This window comes from Fervidobacterium pennivorans, from assembly GCF_001644665.1.
Classification (GTDB): domain Bacteria; phylum Thermotogota; class Thermotogae; order Thermotogales; family Fervidobacteriaceae; genus Fervidobacterium; species Fervidobacterium ngatamarikiense.
The window spans coordinates 639,897-658,628 of the sequence record NZ_CP011393.1 but is presented as its reverse complement, the minus strand read 5'-3'; the positions used below and the strand labels follow the sequence as shown (position 1 = coordinate 658,628).

Sequence of the window (18,732 nt, the reverse complement as noted above, 5' to 3'; positions counted from 1 at the left end):
AAGAAAAAATTTGGAGAAAAGGTTCAAAGATTGCCACTCAATGCAGGTTTCACATGTCCAAATAGAGAAAATGGAAGACCAGGTTGTTTTTTCTGTGATGAAACGGGTAGTGGTTTTAGCACTTTTGCAGGATTAAGTGTTAAAGAACAGTTAGAGAAAATGAAGGAGAAGTATCGAAAAAAGGGTATTAGAAAATTCATTGCGTATTTTCAAAACTATACAAACACTTACGCCCCATTAGACGTCTTGAGGAAGACCTATACAGAGGCAATAGACGAAGATGTTGTTCAACTTGATATCGCAACAAGACCAGACTGCATAAACGAAGAAATTTTAAATATGGTTGATGATATAAGGAAAGGGCACGGTATTCAAGTCTCTTTTGATGTAGGTTTACAAACCGCGAATTATCATACTCTGGTTAAGATAAACAGAGGTCATACCCTGGGAGAATACATCTACGCTGTGAATCTTCTAAAAAGATATGGATTTGAAGTTGTATCGCACGTAATTTTGAATTTGCCAGGAGATAATACATTAGATGTTGTAGAAAGTGCAAAGATAATTTCCGCACTTGGAGTGGATGGTGTAAAACTTCACTCTCTGTATATTGTCGAGGGGTCTGTTTTTGGTGAAATGTTTAAGTCAGGAAAATTACAGGTAGGAACCCTTGAAGAATACGTTGAACGAGCGGTTACTTTCCTCGAGAATCTGTCGCCACGGATAGTTATTCACAGACTTGTTGCAGCCCCACCCTTAACTGGTACACTTTTTGGAAATTGGGGAAGGACAAAAACCGAGATCGTTAACTTGATAGAAAATAGATTGATAGAAAAAGATACTTACCAAGGCAAAAGGGCTAAGATAATGTAAATAATCGAGTAGGAGCTAGGTAATTAGGTAATTTACCCAATGTTCTCTCACACCACCGTACGTACCGTGCGGTATACGGCGGTTTCTTAGTTGATTTGCGCTACTGCACACTGGCTTGTGATTCTGGAACTGTCGTTGATGGCATTAACACTGCTTGGTTATGCCCGGGTTCCACCATTTTTTCTCCAAGCTATCACTCTTCGGTTTTCTGCTTCCCATCACCTTTCGGCTACTGAGCTTTGCTGATTTCTGACGATTCAGCTACACATCAATGAGTAGGTTAACAATAGGTGTATCCGTCCTGGGGTAAGAACGCCCACTTTCATCCCATTTACTTGCCACATTTACGTTCCCACTACCAAGCCCATAGCAAAACTTTTACCGCCAAGCTGCCGCTCATGCCGGGCACACAAAAAGAAAGGGTCGCCTTGCAAGGCGACCCTTTTAAACTAATGAAAACTATTATTTTGCTTTGTAGAGTATGTAGAAGTCGTTACCAGGTCTCATTGGGTTGTCATACCAACCTTTTACCCACGTTCTTTGGACACGAACACCAACTGGTTGGTAAACTGGAACACTGATACAGTTGTCAATAACGAACTTTTGAATCTGCAAGTAAAGTTTTGCCCTAACTGCTGGATCTGTTTCTGCTGCGGCTTGTTCGATGAGATCGTCAAGGCTCTTACCGCCAAGTTCTTTTCTTGGAGTGCTTACGAATTTTCTGAAGTTCTCACCTTGTCTTGATGAGTAGTCACCGTTGCTGTGGTAGTATGTAAAGATGAAGTTATCTGGGTCTGGGAAGTCAGCAAGCCATCCGAGTATAAACACTGGCAGTTCGCCGCGTTTCGTTGCATCCAAGAATGTTGGCCACTGAAGTGGTTGAACATCTATCTTAACTTTTCCCGGCGCTGCCATTTCCATGTACATCTTTATCATTTCTGCAATTCTTTGTCTTGCAACGTTACCCTGGTTGTAAGCAACACTGAACTTGATTCCTTTCTTCAATGCTTCTCCTTTCCAAGCTTTCTGGAGATTTGCGCGCACTTCGTTCAAATTAAATTTGTAAAGTGGAAGAGTTGGGTCAAATCCAAGTAATCCTTCTGGCAACGCCGTTGGAATTCTCTTACCGAAACCTTTTAGAACATCCCTAATGAGTGCATCGTAGTTAATAGCTGCTGCAACAGCTTTTCTGGCATATACGTCGCTGAAGAAGTCAAGAGGTATTCCGTTACCGTCCAGTTTTCCACTTCCAACATACTTACTTGATGGGTTGATGGACCAGTTGAAACCAACAACTGTCACAGAGAGTGTTGGAATGTTTTCGATAATCTGAATATCCTTGTTACCTCTGAGTTGGTCGAGGTATTCAAGAACAACAGCTATAGAATCTGCGTCACCTTTCTCAAGCATTGCTTTTCTTGTTGACCATTCGTCAATACCCCAGATTATTACTTTCTTAAGTTTTGGAGGTTCTCTCCAGTAATTTTCATTAGCAACAAGCGTGATTTTTTGTTGCTTTCTGTCCCATTCTACAAATTTGAAAGGTCCAGTACCCATTGCCCATGCATAGAGTGGTGATTGTTCTTTTTGCATATCCTTGTATTTCCACCATGTATCTGGTTTTCCATCCCAAAGGCCAAGTTTAATACATGTTTCTTTGTCAAGGATTGCTGCCCAGTTTGCACTTTGTGCAATGATGTTGAGGAATGGACCGTATGGTCTTTTGAGCTTAATAATTACGTTGTCTCCCTGGACTTCTATTGCTGGATCGACAACTTGTTTGTAAAAGTCTATCAGTTTTTGTTTATATTCTGGTTTTGGCTCTCCGCTTTTATCGAATATTTCACTAACTGGTTTTCCAACAAACTCTTCGAGAGCCTCATCTCTTGAGTGCACACCAAAGATTGCATACCAAAGCATCCACATTGGACCGCCTTCTGGGTCGTAAAGAAGACCGCGTTCAAATGAGTATTCAACATCTTCTGGTGTCAGCGGATTGCCATTGTGGAACTTTACGCCTTTTCTGATTGGAAATACATATGTCTTCCCGCCGTCTTTAATGAGTCCGTTCTTGACTGTTGGAACTTCCGTTGCAAGCCTTGGTTCAAATTCACTAACGCTTCTGCCTTTGTACTGAATAAGGTTTTCATATACGTTGTAGATAACTTCACCGCTTGCAGTGTCATAAGCTAGATGTGGGTCGAGTGTGTCTGGTTCACCTATGGTTGCCGCCACGTAGACCGTAGGGTCAAACGCAAGGAGCACTACCGCGAGGAAAACACTTAGGAATGCTACTACTACCTTTTTCACAAAAATCCCCCCTTCAAAAAGGATGTGATGAGAGACTATTAACCCGCACAGTGGGTTCAGCTATATTATACCACACATTTCAAAAAAGTTGCAATTGTTACTTTGAAGTTTTCAGTGACTTAAAGTGAGGAAAGGAAGATTAGTGTAAATTACTGTAATTTTCTTTTTCAAACTCAATATCTCTGTCGATTGGATTTACGCACCAGTCTAGCCAACGATTTTGTTTTTCAAAATTGGTTGACTTACAAATTTATATTTGGTATAATATGTTAGGTGATACAAATTTTTTACCACGAGGAGGTTGAGTTTATGGTTCAAAAAGGTTCAATAGCCCCAGATTTTGAATTATTCGATACTAATCTACAAAAAGTGAAACTTTCCGAAATTCAGGGTAAGGTAGTTTTGGCCTTTTATCCCGGTGCATTTACGAGTGTCTGTGAAAAGGAGCTTTGTACTTTCCGAGACATGCTAGTAAGATTCAACAATTTGAATGCAACTGTGCTTGGAATCAGTGTTGATAGCCCGTTTGCTAACAAAGCATTTGCCGAGAAAAACAGACTGAATTTTAGGTTGCTCTCAGATTTTGGAGGCATTGTTGCTCGGCAATACGGTGGTGTGCATGAGAACTTTGTCGGTATTCCAAATTACACAGTTGCTAAGAGAGCTGTTTTTGTTGTTGAAAACGGACAAGTAATTTACGCTTGGGTTACCGAAGACCCAAGAATAGAACCATCGTATGATGAAATTGAAAAGGTACTTTGAAAACTATGAAAGGGTGGGATTTAGCATGAATGAAAAGGTACTTAAGGCTTTAAACGAGCAGGTAGGTAAGGAAATTTTCTCAGCATATTTATATCTTTCAATGGCAACCTACTTTGATGCTATGGATTTGCCAGGTTTTGCAAAATGGATGAAAGTGCAAGCCAAGGAAGAATTAGGACACGCAATGAAAATTTATGATTTTCTTTATGAACGCGGGTCAAAGGTTGAACTTCCTGCTTTGGAAAAACCTAAGAGCACTTGGAAAAGCCCGTTAGAAGCATTTGAAGCAGCGTATGAACATGAAAAATCCATAACAAAGAGCATCAACAATATACTGGAAATCGCAAGGAAAGAGAAAGACTATGCTACCGAACAGTTCCTTGCATGGTTTATAAAAGAGCAGGTTGAAGAAGAGGCTCAAACAGACCTGATAGTTAGAAAACTTAAAAAGCTCCAAGATAGCCCAACAGGTTTATATATGCTCGATAGAGAACTTGGAAGTAGAGAATAATTGACCAAGGAAATCATAAAATTCAAAACAAAAGCCAGGCATGAAGCCTGGCTTTTGTTTTGCTTTTATCATCAGAGTCTATGTCTGAAAAATCTCGGCGTGAATCTTTGCTTAAACACAATAGTGCGTCGACTAAGATTTGTCAAAAGTTCTTTAGCAGGTAATATGTATGTCTTTCCATTGACAGTGATGCTTTCTTTGATTTCAAATACTCTTTCGAAACCTGAGATGTTAACTTCATCGCCTTCTTTTAAATTCCTCCAGAACGGGACTAAACCAGCGGGGAATTTGTACTCTTTGTTGTTCTCGTCCAGGATTACAATGTTTGCATAGTTTTTACCAACTTCGATTTTCTTGATTTTGGCTTTAAGTTCTGTTAATTGAACGTTTTTTGGAACCTTATTTCTGAAAACAAGTCTGTAGCCCTTTGTTTCCAAGCTAATAGGTATGAAAGCCGTAATCTTTGAGCCTTTGACAGTTACTTTTTCATCAGGTTTTACTACCAATGAAAGTTTTTCGTCAACTGGCACTTTAACCTCTGTTGCCTCTGTTGTCAAAACCAAATATCCAAACCTTCCAGGTCTGTATACAACTTCCTTAACTGTTCCTGTAATTTCAAAGGGCTCCTTTTCTAAAATAAAGTTGTTTAAAAGAGCTTTCATCTGCGGTTGGGTAGCTGAAAATACTAAGAGTGATGTAAGCAGCACAAAGAGTAACGGTAATACTTTTCTCATGGCAACACCTCCCCTTCTAAGAATAAATAGTAGTTCATCTTTCAACTACCACTGATGATTATATCCATTGAAGCTTAGAAAATCCTTAGAAAGCTATGGATAATCTCCGGTGCTTTGGCTAGTACTGTTGTGTACAATGTACACAATCAGGATTTTAATTTCTGTGAATAGTGATGAGCTAGTCTTACAGGTTCCGGAAGCTTAAAACCATTGATGAGGGATTTAACGATGTAGAGGGAACTCTCCAAGTTTGTTTTATATCCCGGAGAGATTACTATGGGTTTTGTGTTTTTCTTTGAAAGATAACAGAAACCTATAACCTCTCCATTTCTATCCTTTAGTTCTGTAGCTTGTCCGACATCGGATGGTTTTTCACACTTTCCATATAATATACTCTTTGCTACTCCGATTGTAGGGATATCTAAGAGTATACCAACATGAGATGCTATTCCAAGTCTTCGAGGGTGTGCAATTCCTTGACCATCGAATAATACAACATCAGGCTTGCTTTTAAGCTTTTCGAAACATTTTAAAATTACGGGTGCTTCTCGAAAAGCAAGAAACCCGGGAACATACGGAAATGTAACCTTCAATGTCTCATGAATTACTTCAATTACCTCAAAGTTTTTATTTATCACAACAACGACTCCTAATGCTTGATCTCCAACATAGCTGACATCAACACCGGCAATCAAAGTCACCTTAGAAAAATCAAGAGGAAGTAAGACAAGTTTTTTCAAAAATTCTTTTTGTATCCTTTCTGCTTCCTCTAGAGTCTTTGGGTACAAAAAATTTGAAATATCAACCATACTTTTCATTCCAATATCCAAAATATGTTTTTAAAGAATTTTGAGGAGTATTAGTGAAAAAACATTTGACACTACCAAACTTATGGTAACAACAGCAAAAGAATATTTAATAAAACTGCGAAACGCTATCTCTTTTCCTTTGTACTTTTTCAGGAGTGTGAGTCCAACAACATTTGCCGATGCGCCAACAGGCGTGAGATTACCACCTAGACAAACTCCCAAAGACAGTGCGTACCAAAGCGGCGTTATGTTAGAAAATTGGGGACTAATTGTTGGTAAGCCTTTTATCACTGGAATCATTGTTGCTGCAAATGGTATGTTGTCTACAAATCCGGAAACAATACCAGATGCCCACACTATGACGGAAACTAAGGTAACCGCGGAACCTGATGCTATTTTAACAAGAAAATTTGCTATGTCTTTCATTATCCCAACTTTTTCCATAGCACCCGTTATTATGAAGAGACCTAAGAAAAAGAATATGACTTCCCACTCCACCTTTTCCAAAAATGGTGTAATCTCTTGAGGTTCAAATATTAGCAAACCGAAAAAGCCAGCAATCAAACCTATAATGGAACTTTCAAGCTTCAAAGGTTTTTGCAGCAAAAACAAAAAGATTATGAAAAACATGAATCCGGATGCTAATACAAACCGTTTTCTGCTTTTAACAACCTTTGCTTCATCAAACGCTTCCAGAAAATCTCTTGAAAATTGCCTGCTGAATTCCTTTTTGAAAATAACGAGCAATGAAACATCGGCTAAAAACAGTATAATTAAATTCACTGGAACCATATATTTTATGAACTCAATGAATGGAATCTTAGCTGCGGAAGTAATTAATATGTTCGGTGGGTCTCCTATTGGGGTCATTGTACCACCAATGTTAGAAGCGAATATCTCTCCAAGAACAAAAGGAACAGGGTCTATGTTTAAAATATCACTGATTGCAAATGTAACAGGAACGAATATTAAAATCGTTGTTACGTTATCGATAAAAGCCGAGACAAAACCAACAACAAAAGTTAAGGCAAAGAACAATTTTGGTAAGCTTGTGCCAGCAATTTTGACAGTCTTAATAGCTATGTATTCAAATATTCCCGAGGTTTCCATTACGCGTACAAATATCATCATGCCAATGAGGAAGAGTAAGGTGTTGATATCTATAGATTCTTTTAAACCTTCATACGGGTCAGGAAAAACTCTTATAGCTAATAATGTTAATCCTCCAACCATAGCGGCAATGGTTTTGTTGAGTTTTCCAGTAACAACAAAGTACAAAACTAACGAAAACGTCAAGGCTACTACTAATTTCAACTGCGTCACCTCCTAAAAATGCTACTTTAAAACCCAGTGAATGAAAACACTAACAAAAACACACTTGAGATTATACCACTAAGCAAAACCGGCTTCAACATATTCTTTGTGAACTGAAGAAACGTTAATCGTTCGTTTTTTAAATTCTTGAAAAGGTTGTTACCAACGATATTACACATAGATGCTATCGGGGTCAAGTTCCCCCCGATGCCAACTCCAATGGCAAGGGCCCAGTACAGTGTATTGGGTGCTCCCATAAGGACTAATTTTTTAATGATGACCAAATACATTAGGGTAACTGGTAGGGCGCTTAGAAATCCTGTCAAGAAAATTGAAGACCACAGAACAGACAAAACAAGCAAATACGGGCTGTTTATTTTGGAAAGTACAGAGACAAAAGGTCTATAAAAATTAAGGTGCTCTATTGAAAAATTCAAAAGGTACAAACCTGATATGAGTATTAATGTGTCCCAGTCAATTTCATCTACAACCGACTGAAAACTTTTCCCTTCAACAAACAAAACGCTCATCGCTCCTAGCATTGTTATTGTTCCAAGCTCAATACCAAGTTCTTCGTGAAAGACCATCAAAGTAACAATAAAAACAAATGCAAGTAGATAATACTGCCATTTACGGTTTTGAGAAGTATCGTTCTCCACACTTGATTGGAATATCGTATTTACAGCTTCTGCACGGAGTTTTCTCCCTAAGAATATAAATTGTACAAGCAGCAGTGCTATACCAACAGGCATTAGATGGGTTATAAAAGATATGAAACTTAAACGGGACACGCTGTAAATAATTATGTTTGGAGGGTCGCCTATGGCTGTTGTCATTCCACCTAGGTTGGAAAAAAGCACAGCATTTATAAGGAGCAATTTAGAATCTATTTGAAGCGCGTCGGAAATATAGAAAAGTATCGGTATGAAAATCAAAATAGTAGTGACATTATCCAAGAAACTCGAGAGGAAGAATATAGCGATGTATATGAAGAATATAGCTACGTAAACCCTTCCTCTACTGGCTTTTAGGATTATTTTGGAGATTTCAACAAAAACACCGTTTCCCTTTAAAATGGAAATCAATGTCATCATTCCAAGAAGAATAAACAAAGTGTTAAAATCGATGATTAAGGATAACCGTGAAAAGTCAAAGTTACCAATAACTAAGACAGACGTTAAGCCGAACAAAAACGTTGTTACAGAAGAAATTTGAGGCAAAAAAATTATGTAAGCGTAAGCTACTGCATACAAAAGCAAAACTATTCCAATCAATTATTCTCCCCCTGCCTAAGTTTAATGAGTTTTTCAACTAATATTTTAGTTTCTTCTTCTGTTATTTTTTCCAAAGTGTCATATTCTGAGAAATCTTTTTGTATCTCCTCGTAGAATTCGGCTGAGGGCTGGCTCTCTTCAGCCCAGCTATCTCTTTGAGTCCTTAATTTACTCAAAAGTTCTGCTTCAATGCTTTCTATTTCTATTTGTTCTGTTTGAGGTACCTCTTCTTGAGGTTGTTCAACGATTTCTTTCCCCAAATCCTCGATTAGTTCCTTAGTTTCACCCAGTATTTCCTCAACGATTTTCTCTCTTTCAACCGCTTTATCGGCTGCTTCAGCGAGACGTTCCTTTTCAATTTCTTCTGCACCTTTAGCTTCTGTTGGTTTTTGCTTTGTTTCCTCTTTTTGAGGTATTTGTTCGAAGATATCTTTGAAAACATCAATTTCACTTTGCAATAGTTGTTCAAAATCAACAATTCTTGCTTCTTTTGGTATAAGTTCGAACTCCTCAGAAAACAATTTTTCAGAAGGCTCTACAAAACTTTCAGAAACATTTTGACCAACGGTCGAGGGTGGCAAGGTGGCTTCGGCAGGTTTTTTAGGAAGCTCAATTACCATCCTTCTAGCTTTGTAAATTCTAAACTCTGCAATCAAAAGAACAGCAAATGTTATCACAAAGATGAGAAAAATAGGTAAAAAGTTACTTTTAGATTTTTTCTCCACTTGAGAAGCTACTTGTGTAGCTTCTTCTACAGTTGTTGGTCTGTAGGTTGAAATCCATTTTTTCCATTCATCCTGAGCTTTTCGCTGGCTTATAGAATCAAGCAGGGCTCTGACAAATTCATTGTTGTAACCGGCAAGATAACTTCTTGCTTTGTCGTAGTCACCCACCATATAGGCAGATATACCCATTTTAAACTTTATCTGAGAATCGTATCCTTCTATTGTAGGATCGGTCGAGAGCGCTAACTCGTAATTTTTCAAAGCAGTCGAATAGTCCCCGGATTTATAGGAAAGTTCCGCAGCAGAGTAATATTCTATTGCCTTCTGTGAAACTGCTAACAGTAAGGTCACATGACTTAAAAATATCACAAATGTGATTAGAAAAACCAAAAATCTTCCATTGGGTTGTTCCCACAGTAAGTAGGAGCGTTCAGAAGACATAAATGCACCTCTCACACCGCTCAATAAATCTAAACATTTTTTTGAGCATCTATGAGTGCTAAGAATTCTGCATTTGTTTTCGTATCTTTAAGCTTGTTTAGAAGTAATTTCAGACCTTCTTCTTCGCTCATGGAATCAAGCATACGTCTCAATAACCAGATTTTCTTAAGGTTGGACTGCTCAATGAGCAGTTCCTCTCTTCTAGTTCCAGAAAGTGTAATGTTAATTGCTGGGAATATCCTTTTGTTTGCAAGTTGTCTTGACAAAACCAGCTCCATGTTACCTGTTCCTTTGAATTCTTCGAATATTACTTCGTCCATTTTTGAACCGGTTTCAACAAGTGCGGTTGCTATTATGGTCAAACTTCCACCCTCACGAGTGTTACGGGCAGCTCCGAAGAATTGCTTAGGTTTATGAAGCGCAGCAGGGTCAACACCACCAGTTAATAATTTCCCACTCGGTGGTACCGTTACATTGTAGACTCTTGCAAGCCTTGTCAAACTATCCAAAAGCACAACAACGTGATTGCCGTACTCCACAAGTCGCTTACACATTTCCAATGTTAATTCAGCTATTTTTATTTGCTTTTCAGATGGCATATCAAAGGGAGCGGCAATTACTTTTGCATCAACAGATTCTTTAATATCGGTTACCTCTTCCGGTCTTTCATCAATTAGCAAAACTATTCTGAATGTATCCGGATGATTTTCCGCAATTCCATTCGCAATCTCTTTAAGGATTGTTGTTTTCCCAGCTTTTGGTGGTGCAACAATCATACCTCGTTGCCCTTTTCCTATTGGAGCAAATAAATCTATAAGCCTTGTAGAGAAAACGTCAGGTTTGGTTTCAAGTATATATCGCTCTTTTGGATAATCTGGAGTAAGGTTTTCAAAATTGACACGTTCGTTGGCAAATTCTGGTGGTTTATAATTTATTGCTTCAATCTTAATCATTGCGTTGAAACGTTCACCCTCTTTTGGAGGACGGATAACACCAGAAACAATGTCTCCGGTATTCAGATTAAATTTTCGAATTTGCGACTGTGAAACATATATGTCTTTTGGTCCTGAAAGCATCGTTTCCAAACTTCTCAAAAAGCCATAGCCATCCGGGGCTATTTCAAGTACACCTTCTCCAAAAAAGTATCCTTCAGCTTTTGCTTTCGCTTCGAGAATTTCGAATATTAAATCCTGTTTCCTCATACTAGTATATCTTGGAATGTCGTATTTTCTCGCTAGCTCATACAATTCTTTCATTGTCATTTCTTCAAGTTGTTTCATGCTGATACCTTCGCTCAATTATTAGCCACCTCCTAAAAATCAAAAAAATCATTAACCCATGATAAAAAACCGCTACTTTGTTCTGAAAAGTCTATCTCCTGCATCACCGAGTCCTGGGAGGATGTAACCGTGGTCATTCAATTCTCTGTCTAGGGAAGCTGTGTAAATATCTACATCTGGATGTGCCTCTTCCAATGCTTTGACTCCTTCAGGCGAGGCTATAAGTGATATGAAGGTTATTCTCTTGCCACCAAGTTCTTTGACCTTTCCAATGGCATCAATTGCAGATACTCCTGTTGCAAGCATAGGGTCTAGGATGAAGATTTCACTTTTATCATGTAATTTCGGGGTTTTAAAGTAATAGTCAACGGCTTTCAGTGTTACTGGATCTCTATAGATACCAATATGACCTACCGATGCATTCGGAAGCAGCTCGAGAATTCCATCAACCATTCCAAGCCCTGCCCTTAGTATGGGAATTACAACAATGTCTTTATCGTTTATGTAATAACCCTTCGTCTTTTCCAAAGGTGTTTCTACCTCTATTTCGTAAACCTCAATGTGTCTGGTCGCTTCGTATGTTATAAGAAGTGTAATCTCTCTGAGTAATTCTCTGAATTCTTTGGGTCCGGTTTCCTTTTTACGCATTATGGTCAGCTTGTGTTTGATTAAGGGATGTTCAACCACGTGTAGCATTATTATCCCTCCACTGTTTGTAAAATTCCAAGTTCTTTGAGCTGTTGTTCGATATCATATTGCATAAGTTTTGGTATTATCAAATCGAGGTTCCCGTCAAGAACTGCTTGAAGATTATATATTGTCAAGTTTATCCTGTGGTCCGTCACCCTGTTTTGTGGGAAGTTGTAAGTTCGAATCTTTTCGCTTCTTTCACCAGTACCTATTTGATTTTTTCGTTCTGAAGATATCTTTTCTTCCTGCTCTCGACGTGCAAGCTCATACAGCTTCGAGCGAAGAACCATCATTGCCTTTTCTTTATTTTGATGTTGGGATCTCTCTGATTGACAAGTAACTACAATTCCCGTAGGTAAGTGCGTGATTCTAACTGCTGATTCTGTTTTGTTTACATATTGTCCCCCGGCACCTGATGCCCGATATGTATCAATTCTTATGTCTTTTGGGTCAATGTATATGTCTACATCTTTGATTTCGGGCAAAACAGCTACAGTTGCAGTTGATGTATGTATCCTTCCTCCAGATTCTGTGACCGGGACCCTTTGGACTCGATGAACCCCTCTTTCATACTTCATATAGGTACCACTATTTTTACCTTTTATCCTTACAACCACTTCCTTGTAACCACCCAAGTCGGACTTACTTTCATCAAGAATTTCTGTTTCCCAACCCTTTGATTCGGCATATCGTAAATACATTCTCAACAAATCCCCTGCGAAAAGTGCCGCTTCTTCACCACCAGTGCCTGCACGAATTTCTAAGAATACGTTTCTATCTCTGAATTCGTCTTCAGGAAGAAGTTGGGCGATTATCTCATTGGCTAACTTCTCTAACTGGCGGTCTATTTTCTCAATTTCAACTTCGCTACCAGGCTCTTCTTTCCAAAGTTCCTTTTCGTCTAGTAGATTAAAATACTCAGTTATCTTTTCGTCAATTTCTTTAAAATTACTATAATCAGCTGATATTTTAATCATTTCTTTCAAATCCAAATTTTCTGTCATTTTTCTTTCAAGCTCATCCAACATCTGTTTAACCCAAGTCCTGATACTTTCCATTAAATTCCTGTCCATCCTATCTTTTTAGCCACCTCCTCTGGATTGCGAGCAAAACCGATTACTGTTTCTTTCGTTATTTCTCCAGTGAAATATGCTTTTAGTAAAGCGTCGTCAAAAAGCACGTTACCAAGCTTTTGAGCAGTTTGCATGATACTTTCTATTTGGTGTATCTTTCCCTCTCTTATGAGATTTTTTACAGCAGCGTTAGCTACAAGAATTTCGGCAATTGGCATCATTCCTATCGTTTTCTTTGGGACAAGTCTTTGATAGATAACGCCAACCAGTGTGTTGGCAAGTTGCAGAGAAACTTGTTTTTGCTGATGTGCAGGAAAAACATCAACGATTCTCTCAGGAGCTGTTGCGGCGGAATTTGTGTGAAGAGTTCCAAGCACAAGATGTCCCGTTTCGGCAGCAGTTAAAGCTAATGATATCGTCTCTAAATCCCTCATTTCACCAACGAGAATTATATCAGGGTCCTGTCTGAGAGCGTATTTGAGACCATCTGCAAATGACTCCGTGTCCCTTCCAACTTCGCGTTGATGGATCAATGAGTTCTTGTTTTCGAAAACGTATTCTATGGGGTCTTCTATTGTAATAATGTGGTAAGCGTATTTAGAGTTAATGTAATCAACCATGGCTGCAAGGGTCGTTGATTTACCACTACCCGTAGGACCTGTTATAATAATTAACCCTGTATCCCTGTCACAAAAATCTCGAATTGTTGTTGGCAGCCCGAGTTCTTCGAAAGTTCTTATACGTTTGGTAATAATTCTTAAGGCAAGTGCAGGGTTACCACGTTCGTAGTAGAGATTTGCCCTAATCCTAACATCTTCGAATCCGAAAGAAAAGTCTACTTCTTTATTATGACTCATGATGTCATGTTCTTCCAAAAGTCGAGTTACAATTTCCTTTACCTCACCATAAGAAAGTGTTGGATAACCTTGCATTTTTGTTAGATAACCGTCCACACGAATTATCGGAGGATTTCCCACAGATATATGAACATCGGTAGCCCTTGCATTTTTTGCTTTACTTATGATTTCATAGATATCAACCATGTGATGCTCACATCCTTTCTTTTAATTTAGTCCGTGAGCAGAATCTTTAACTTCTCCAAAACAGGGTCGTGCTCATCATCCGAAAGCTCTACAACAACTTCTCTGTTCTTGCCTGATTTTTTCTGGTAAAGTAGAGCTATTTGGTCTTTCTTTTCTTTCATTACCTCATAACTGAACTGTTTTGATTTGTCAAAGACAATTCTTACAACATCGTCGAGTTCATAGACTGTCGCAAGCGACAAACCAACAAAAATGGATAAGTCTCCATTGAGTTTTAACTCTTCTAATATTTCTTTTGTTACAAATGTTTGATTTAGTTGAGAGGCGTTTTCTGAAGCAGAATGTTCTACATCTTTCTTATCTGAAGTTGAAAATTCGACAAGTTTTGGAGATTCTCTCGTATTTTCTTCTTGCTTGACGTCACCAGATTGCTCAAGTGGCATTTCTACTCTTGGTTGCATAACTTCTATAACTTCTTCTTTTTCTTGGTTATTTCCTCCGACTTTTCTATCGTGCTCCGTAGGAGTTAACGCTTGCTTCTCATTTGTGACTTGATTGTTGCTGGTTATTCTTTCACCTTTTGCTGAAACTGTCGAGGTTATCTCTAAAGTTGTTGTTCCAATTGCTTTAGTGGATGGCAACGCCAAATTAATTAACAACACTTTTGCTAACAGTAGTTTTTCTTCGGCAAGTTTTAACTCTTTTTGTATTCTATAAATTTCAGAAGCTAATTTAATACCTTGACCGCTTTTCTTTTCCAATAGCTTTTCCATAACTTGTGTCAAAAATGTATCAAAATCTCCTCTTTCGGTGTAAACTTCATCGATAATACTTTCAATACTTTCCAAATTCCCAGTGATTATAGCCTCGATAAATTTATCGATTGTTTCCTCGCTTACTAATCCCAAAGCCTCGTTCACAGTTTCTGCAGTAACTTCACCACCTGAGTACCTCACTACTTGTTCCAGGATGGAAAGTGCATCTCTAAGCCCACCTGCGGCCTTTTTCACTATTTTCTCTAAAGCATCTTCTGTCACGTCGTAACCTTCTTTAATACAAATCTCTCTGAGCCTGTTTTTAATTTCTTCGTTTGATATGTTTCGGAATTCCAAAACCTGGCATCGAGAAATGATAGTTGGAGGTATCTTTTCAGGGTTTGTAGTGGCTAGGATAAAGACAACATGTTCGGGAGGTTCTTCAAGGGTCTTCAAAAGAGCATTGAATGCTTCTTTCGTAAGCATATGAACCTCGTCAATAATATAAACTTTATATTTCCCCATAACTGGTGTGAAATTGACACCATCTCTAATTCTCCTTACTTCGTCAATTCCTCTGTTTGATGCAGCGTCAAGTTCTATAACATCTAAATGCGAACCACTGTCGATTGCTTTACAAGAAACACACTCGTTGCATGGTTCCCCATATTGATTCTTCTCACAATTTAATGATTTTGCAATAATTCTTGCAGTCGTTGTTTTTCCTGTTCCACGAGGACCAGCAAAGATATATGCATGACTAATTCTTCGTTTTTCAAGGGCGTTTTTTAACAACCTCTTGATATGTTCTTGTCCCACTATTTCTGAGAACCTTGTAGGCCTATATTTTCTATACAGCGCTTCCATATGCTCCACCTCTGCTAAACGCTGAAATACTGATGTAAATTTCACAAGATCGATTGGACTTCTTTTTGTATGATTTTAAGCACTGTTTCCAAAGCCTGTTTACCAGGTTCAAGCCATACAGCATTTGGAAACCTTCTAAGGTAAATTATCTGTCTTCTTGCGTAATGGCGAGTATTTCTTTTTATTAAGTGCAAAGCCAATTCTAGACTGTAAATTCCATCCAAGTAGTCGATTATCTCTCTGTAACCTATAGTTTTGAAAGCATCAAGGTTCTTACCGTATTTTTCCACAAGCATCTTTACTTCATCGATAAGTCCGTGTTCTATCATCTTTTCAGCGCGTTGATTTATTCTTTCGTAAAGTTCTTCCCTTTTCGGGTTCAAAACAATAAGAATGAAATCATCGTAATTTGCTTTTTGGGTCTGCAATTCAGAAATTCTTTTACCTGTTTTTAGGTATACCTCTAATGCCCTTATCGTACGCTTCACATCTTGTGGATGTATTCTGGCTGCAGCTTCTGGGTCGAATTCCTCAAGCATCTTTCTTAGAATCCCCGGTTCTTGCTCATTTAGCTTACTGAGTTCTTTCCTAATGTTTTCATCACGAGAGACACCTTCAAAGAAGCCTTTTACTAAGGCATCTATGTATAGACCTGTGCCTCCTACGTATATTGGTATTTTACCAGCTTTTTTAACCTCTTCTTCCTTCTCCTTTGCCATTTTTTGATACAGAAAGGCGTTAAAATACTCGTTTGGTTCGATAATGTCAATCATGTGGTGCTTTACTAACGATAACTGGTATGGATCCGGTTTTGCCGTTCCAATGTCCATGTATTTATATATCTGCCTAGAATCCATGGAGATGACTTCTATCGGTAAGTGTTCTGCGAGCTGGATCGAAAATTCGGTTTTTCCTGAAGCGGTTGGTCCGGAAATTATTATCCTCTTCACCTTAATCCCCCATCTTTTTGAAGAGTCTTCAAAATTTTCTTATTCTGGGTTTGGTGAATAACGTTTAATCAACCTTCAGTTCAATGCTAACATTGTTAGCTTTCATGTCGTTCTTTTCGGTGTATATAACAGCATCTGATGCTGTCATCTTAATACCTTTTTTCGGGTCGTTAATTACCACCGCTCCGTAAAGATAAACTTCTCCTTTCTTTTTGTCATATTCGAACCTGTCAGCCACAGCGGTTATGTCACCTTTTGTAATACTTACCCCGCCTTTTTTAGTTCCACTGTATTTGTCGTTTTCAAGGTCGTAACTTAGGTTGTCCGTAACCACAATTATTTTCTCATTACTTTTCGTATCAATAATAGTGACTGTCGAGTTGGTCAGAACACCCGTTCTGTTATCTAAGTCATAGGTCATTTTATCGGCAACGGCGCTACCACCATCAAATGTGAATTCGACCTTAGTTGGAATTTCTACGATTTTCCACTTGTCTCCAACCTTTTTAACGTACATCTCCGTTGTTCTAAGACTTACCTTATCCTCATCGATATTTACAAAAACACGACCTTTGTAGTAAATAACGTCACTTTTTGGTTCAACATAATCTGCTGAAACCCGCACTGTCTTAGATTTTTTCTGAGTTGCCGTTGTTGAGGTTTGAGAAGTCAAAACTACTACAACGGCAACCAATAAAATAATAATGCCAGCTATCCTAAAAAACCTTTTCATAAGCATCCCTCCGAAGTGTATTAATTTTTCTTTAGATTTCGATATTGCTGATCACAAACACTTTTCTATGAGCTCTTTACCAGCTAAATAAAAACGATTACTGACGTATCTAAAATCCGTAAAAGCGGAACCACTAAGTCTGATACTTACTGTTGCTTTTGCTTTTTCAGTTACACGCTTAATAAGAGAAGATGTCCTGGCAAAGGTAGCCATCAGAAGGAAGTCAGTGGCCCTACGAGGTTCAAAAGGAACATACCAATCAATGTATATTATACCATCACCTTCAGGAATTCCAACGACCCAACTTGAAGAAATATACCCGTCAACAGGAGCAAAATCAATAGGATAAGGAAGAGCATGTATTAAAACTTCTCTTGCATTGCCGTAAAGAATTTCATTCTGTTTTTTATCTAAATTAAAAGCATGTATTTTTATTTTGTCATGCTCTTCAATTTCCACATTTGGAATCCACTTCTCAACAAATTCACTGAGTTTTTGTCTTGATGACTCTAAATCTACCTTTTTCTGCATCTTATACAAAAGCAGAATGTCTTTCCCAATGTCTGGTAAGGAAGGTTTAGAGATACCTTTGAAAAACTTGGAAGCTTCACCCCACATTGTTGAAAGAATGTTGTATGAATTATTTCTTTGATATGTCCATAAAATCAAAGGGATACAAGAAAAACCGCTACAATGTATCTCTAAATCTTCTCTTTCTGTAACCTTCTTTTCCGAAAGAGCATTTAAGAGTCCAATAGCTCCCAAATAATGTGGAATATCACCGCCTAATGAAATTCTCAAACTCATCCTTCACTCTCCTTGCAACAATTAAAGCATTTTTATAAACTTCTTCGTATTTAGCAAAATCCTGCCAGTTAACACTTACGGGATAAAAAAATGTGAAATCCGCTTCACTGAGTTCGTTTTGCACAATGTACGACTCTTTAACTGCATCTACGGTAAGCATGAGTTCCGTATGTGTTGCGTACGGTGGTATTAGTTCTTCAAAAGCGCTAGCTACTATGGTATCAGCCCCGTAGTCTTTTAATTCAAAAGTAGGAATTGGTGATAAAACACCACCATCAAGCATTCGAGCACCCGCAATGTACGTAGGCTCAAACACTCCGGGAACAGTGCAACTTGCTAGAACCGCATCGACAAGATAACCTTCATCTATAACGAAACTCTTCCAAGTTTCAATATCGAAAGCTACGACTAAAAGTTTGGTCTTTATCTCTGAAAATTTTTTCTTACCAAACATTTCTTTGAAAAACTGGTAGAACTCATCCAGGCTGTAAAGAGCATCTTTTATAACCATCTCTAAATTCATTATTGGCTCAGGTTTTGTTCTTTGTTTTTTGAGAAATTTACGAACTGTTTCAGCAAAGACCTTGTAAGCAATTTCTGAACTGCCATGTAATGCATATAACGCACCAACAATAGAACCTGCCGATGAACCTGAAATAACATCAGGTTTGACGTTGCATTCTTCAAAAACTTTCAGTGTTGCGATATGCGAAAATCCCTTTACGCCTCCGGCTTGAAGAGCAAGTCCAACCATAATCACAATTCCTTTCTGGTTATTCTA

The 18,732-nt window shown here is 38.3% G+C and carries 18 protein-coding genes; 3 read left to right on the top strand and 15 right to left on the bottom strand.

Annotated elements, in window-relative coordinates; all coding sequences use genetic code 11:
- The first annotated feature begins 30 nt into the window (after window positions 1-30).
- A complete protein-coding gene (locus JM64_RS03095) occupies window positions 31-873 on the top strand; it encodes a TIGR01212 family radical SAM protein (protein ID WP_064011457.1) in 843 nt (280 codons plus the stop codon).
- A gap of 462 nt (window positions 874-1,335) precedes the next feature.
- Here the strand turns inward: JM64_RS03095 and JM64_RS03090 are convergent, their stop codons facing one another.
- Window positions 1,336-3,183, bottom strand: a complete 1,848-nt coding sequence (locus tag JM64_RS03090; RefSeq protein ID WP_064011456.1) for an ABC transporter substrate-binding protein — start codon at window positions 3,181-3,183, stop codon at window positions 1,336-1,338.
- Between the two features lie 309 nt (window positions 3,184-3,492).
- Between JM64_RS03090 and JM64_RS03085 the strand changes: the two genes are divergently transcribed.
- Window positions 3,493-3,945 (top strand): peroxiredoxin, encoded by a 453-nt coding sequence (locus JM64_RS03085; RefSeq protein WP_064011455.1) that lies wholly within the window; start codon window positions 3,493-3,495, stop codon window positions 3,943-3,945.
- A 25-nt stretch (window positions 3,946-3,970) separates the two neighbouring features.
- Window positions 3,971-4,456 carry a ferritin gene (locus JM64_RS03080; protein WP_064011454.1) on the top strand — a complete coding sequence of 162 codons (486 nt, stop codon included), beginning with the start codon at window positions 3,971-3,973 and terminating at the stop codon, window positions 4,454-4,456.
- Window positions 4,457-4,527: 71 nt separating this feature from the next.
- Here JM64_RS03080 and JM64_RS03075 read toward each other — a convergent pair whose 3' ends face one another.
- From JM64_RS03075 to JM64_RS03010, 14 genes are all read right to left on the bottom strand, one after another.
- Entirely contained in the window at window positions 4,528-5,190 is a 663-nt protein-coding gene (locus JM64_RS03075; protein ID WP_064011453.1) for a hypothetical protein, read from the bottom strand.
- Window positions 5,191-5,336: 146 nt separating this feature from the next.
- Window positions 5,337-5,999, bottom strand: a complete 663-nt coding sequence (locus JM64_RS03070) for an endonuclease V (protein WP_064011452.1) — start codon at window positions 5,997-5,999, stop codon at window positions 5,337-5,339.
- A 30-nt stretch (window positions 6,000-6,029) separates the two neighbouring features.
- A complete protein-coding gene (locus JM64_RS03065; protein WP_064011451.1) occupies window positions 6,030-7,322 on the bottom strand; it encodes an ArsB/NhaD family transporter in 1,293 nt (430 codons plus the stop codon).
- Window positions 7,323-7,339: 17 nt separating this feature from the next.
- Window positions 7,340-8,587 carry an ArsB/NhaD family transporter gene (locus tag JM64_RS03060; protein ID WP_064011450.1) on the bottom strand — a complete coding sequence of 416 codons (1,248 nt, stop codon included), beginning with the start codon at window positions 8,585-8,587 and terminating at the stop codon, window positions 7,340-7,342.
- Window positions 8,584-9,753 carry a tetratricopeptide repeat protein gene (locus JM64_RS03055; protein WP_064011449.1) on the bottom strand — a complete coding sequence of 390 codons (1,170 nt, stop codon included), beginning with the start codon at window positions 9,751-9,753 and terminating at the stop codon, window positions 8,584-8,586. Before JM64_RS03055 ends, JM64_RS03060 begins: the two co-directional genes overlap by 4 nt.
- Window positions 9,754-9,782: 29 nt before the next feature.
- Window positions 9,783-11,033 (bottom strand): transcription termination factor Rho, encoded by a 1,251-nt coding sequence (gene rho / locus JM64_RS03050; protein WP_197473464.1) that lies wholly within the window; start codon window positions 11,031-11,033, stop codon window positions 9,783-9,785.
- Between the two features lie 72 nt (window positions 11,034-11,105).
- Window positions 11,106-11,729 carry a uracil phosphoribosyltransferase gene (gene upp, locus JM64_RS03045; RefSeq protein ID WP_014451331.1) on the bottom strand — a complete coding sequence of 208 codons (624 nt, stop codon included), beginning with the start codon at window positions 11,727-11,729 and terminating at the stop codon, window positions 11,106-11,108.
- Between the two features lie 2 nt (window positions 11,730-11,731).
- Window positions 11,732-12,781 carry a peptide chain release factor 1 gene (gene prfA / locus JM64_RS03040; protein ID WP_014451332.1) on the bottom strand — a complete coding sequence of 350 codons (1,050 nt, stop codon included), beginning with the start codon at window positions 12,779-12,781 and terminating at the stop codon, window positions 11,732-11,734.
- A complete protein-coding gene (locus JM64_RS03035; RefSeq protein WP_064011447.1) occupies window positions 12,781-13,839 on the bottom strand; it encodes a type IV pilus twitching motility protein PilT in 1,059 nt (352 codons plus the stop codon). Before JM64_RS03035 ends, prfA begins: the two co-directional genes overlap by 1 nt.
- Before the next feature lie 26 nt (window positions 13,840-13,865).
- Window positions 13,866-15,461: a DNA polymerase III subunit gamma/tau gene (gene dnaX, locus JM64_RS03030; RefSeq protein ID WP_064011446.1), complete on the bottom strand. Its 1,596-nt coding sequence runs from the start codon at window positions 15,459-15,461 to the stop codon at window positions 13,866-13,868.
- A 41-nt stretch (window positions 15,462-15,502) separates the two neighbouring features.
- A complete protein-coding gene (gene miaA / locus JM64_RS03025; protein WP_064011445.1) occupies window positions 15,503-16,411 on the bottom strand; it encodes a tRNA (adenosine(37)-N6)-dimethylallyltransferase MiaA in 909 nt (302 codons plus the stop codon).
- A gap of 64 nt (window positions 16,412-16,475) precedes the next feature.
- Complete coding sequence (locus tag JM64_RS03020; RefSeq protein WP_064011444.1) at window positions 16,476-17,144, bottom strand: LPS export ABC transporter periplasmic protein LptC; 669 nt, start codon at window positions 17,142-17,144, stop codon at window positions 16,476-16,478.
- A 51-nt stretch (window positions 17,145-17,195) separates the two neighbouring features.
- Window positions 17,196-17,951, bottom strand: coding sequence for a hypothetical protein (locus JM64_RS03015; protein ID WP_064011443.1), 756 nt, complete (start codon window positions 17,949-17,951; stop codon window positions 17,196-17,198).
- A complete protein-coding gene (locus JM64_RS03010; protein WP_064011442.1) occupies window positions 17,923-18,705 on the bottom strand; it encodes a patatin-like phospholipase family protein in 783 nt (260 codons plus the stop codon). The genes JM64_RS03015 and JM64_RS03010 overlap by 29 nt, the downstream gene beginning before the upstream one ends.
- Between the last annotated feature and the right edge of the window lie 27 nt (window positions 18,706-18,732).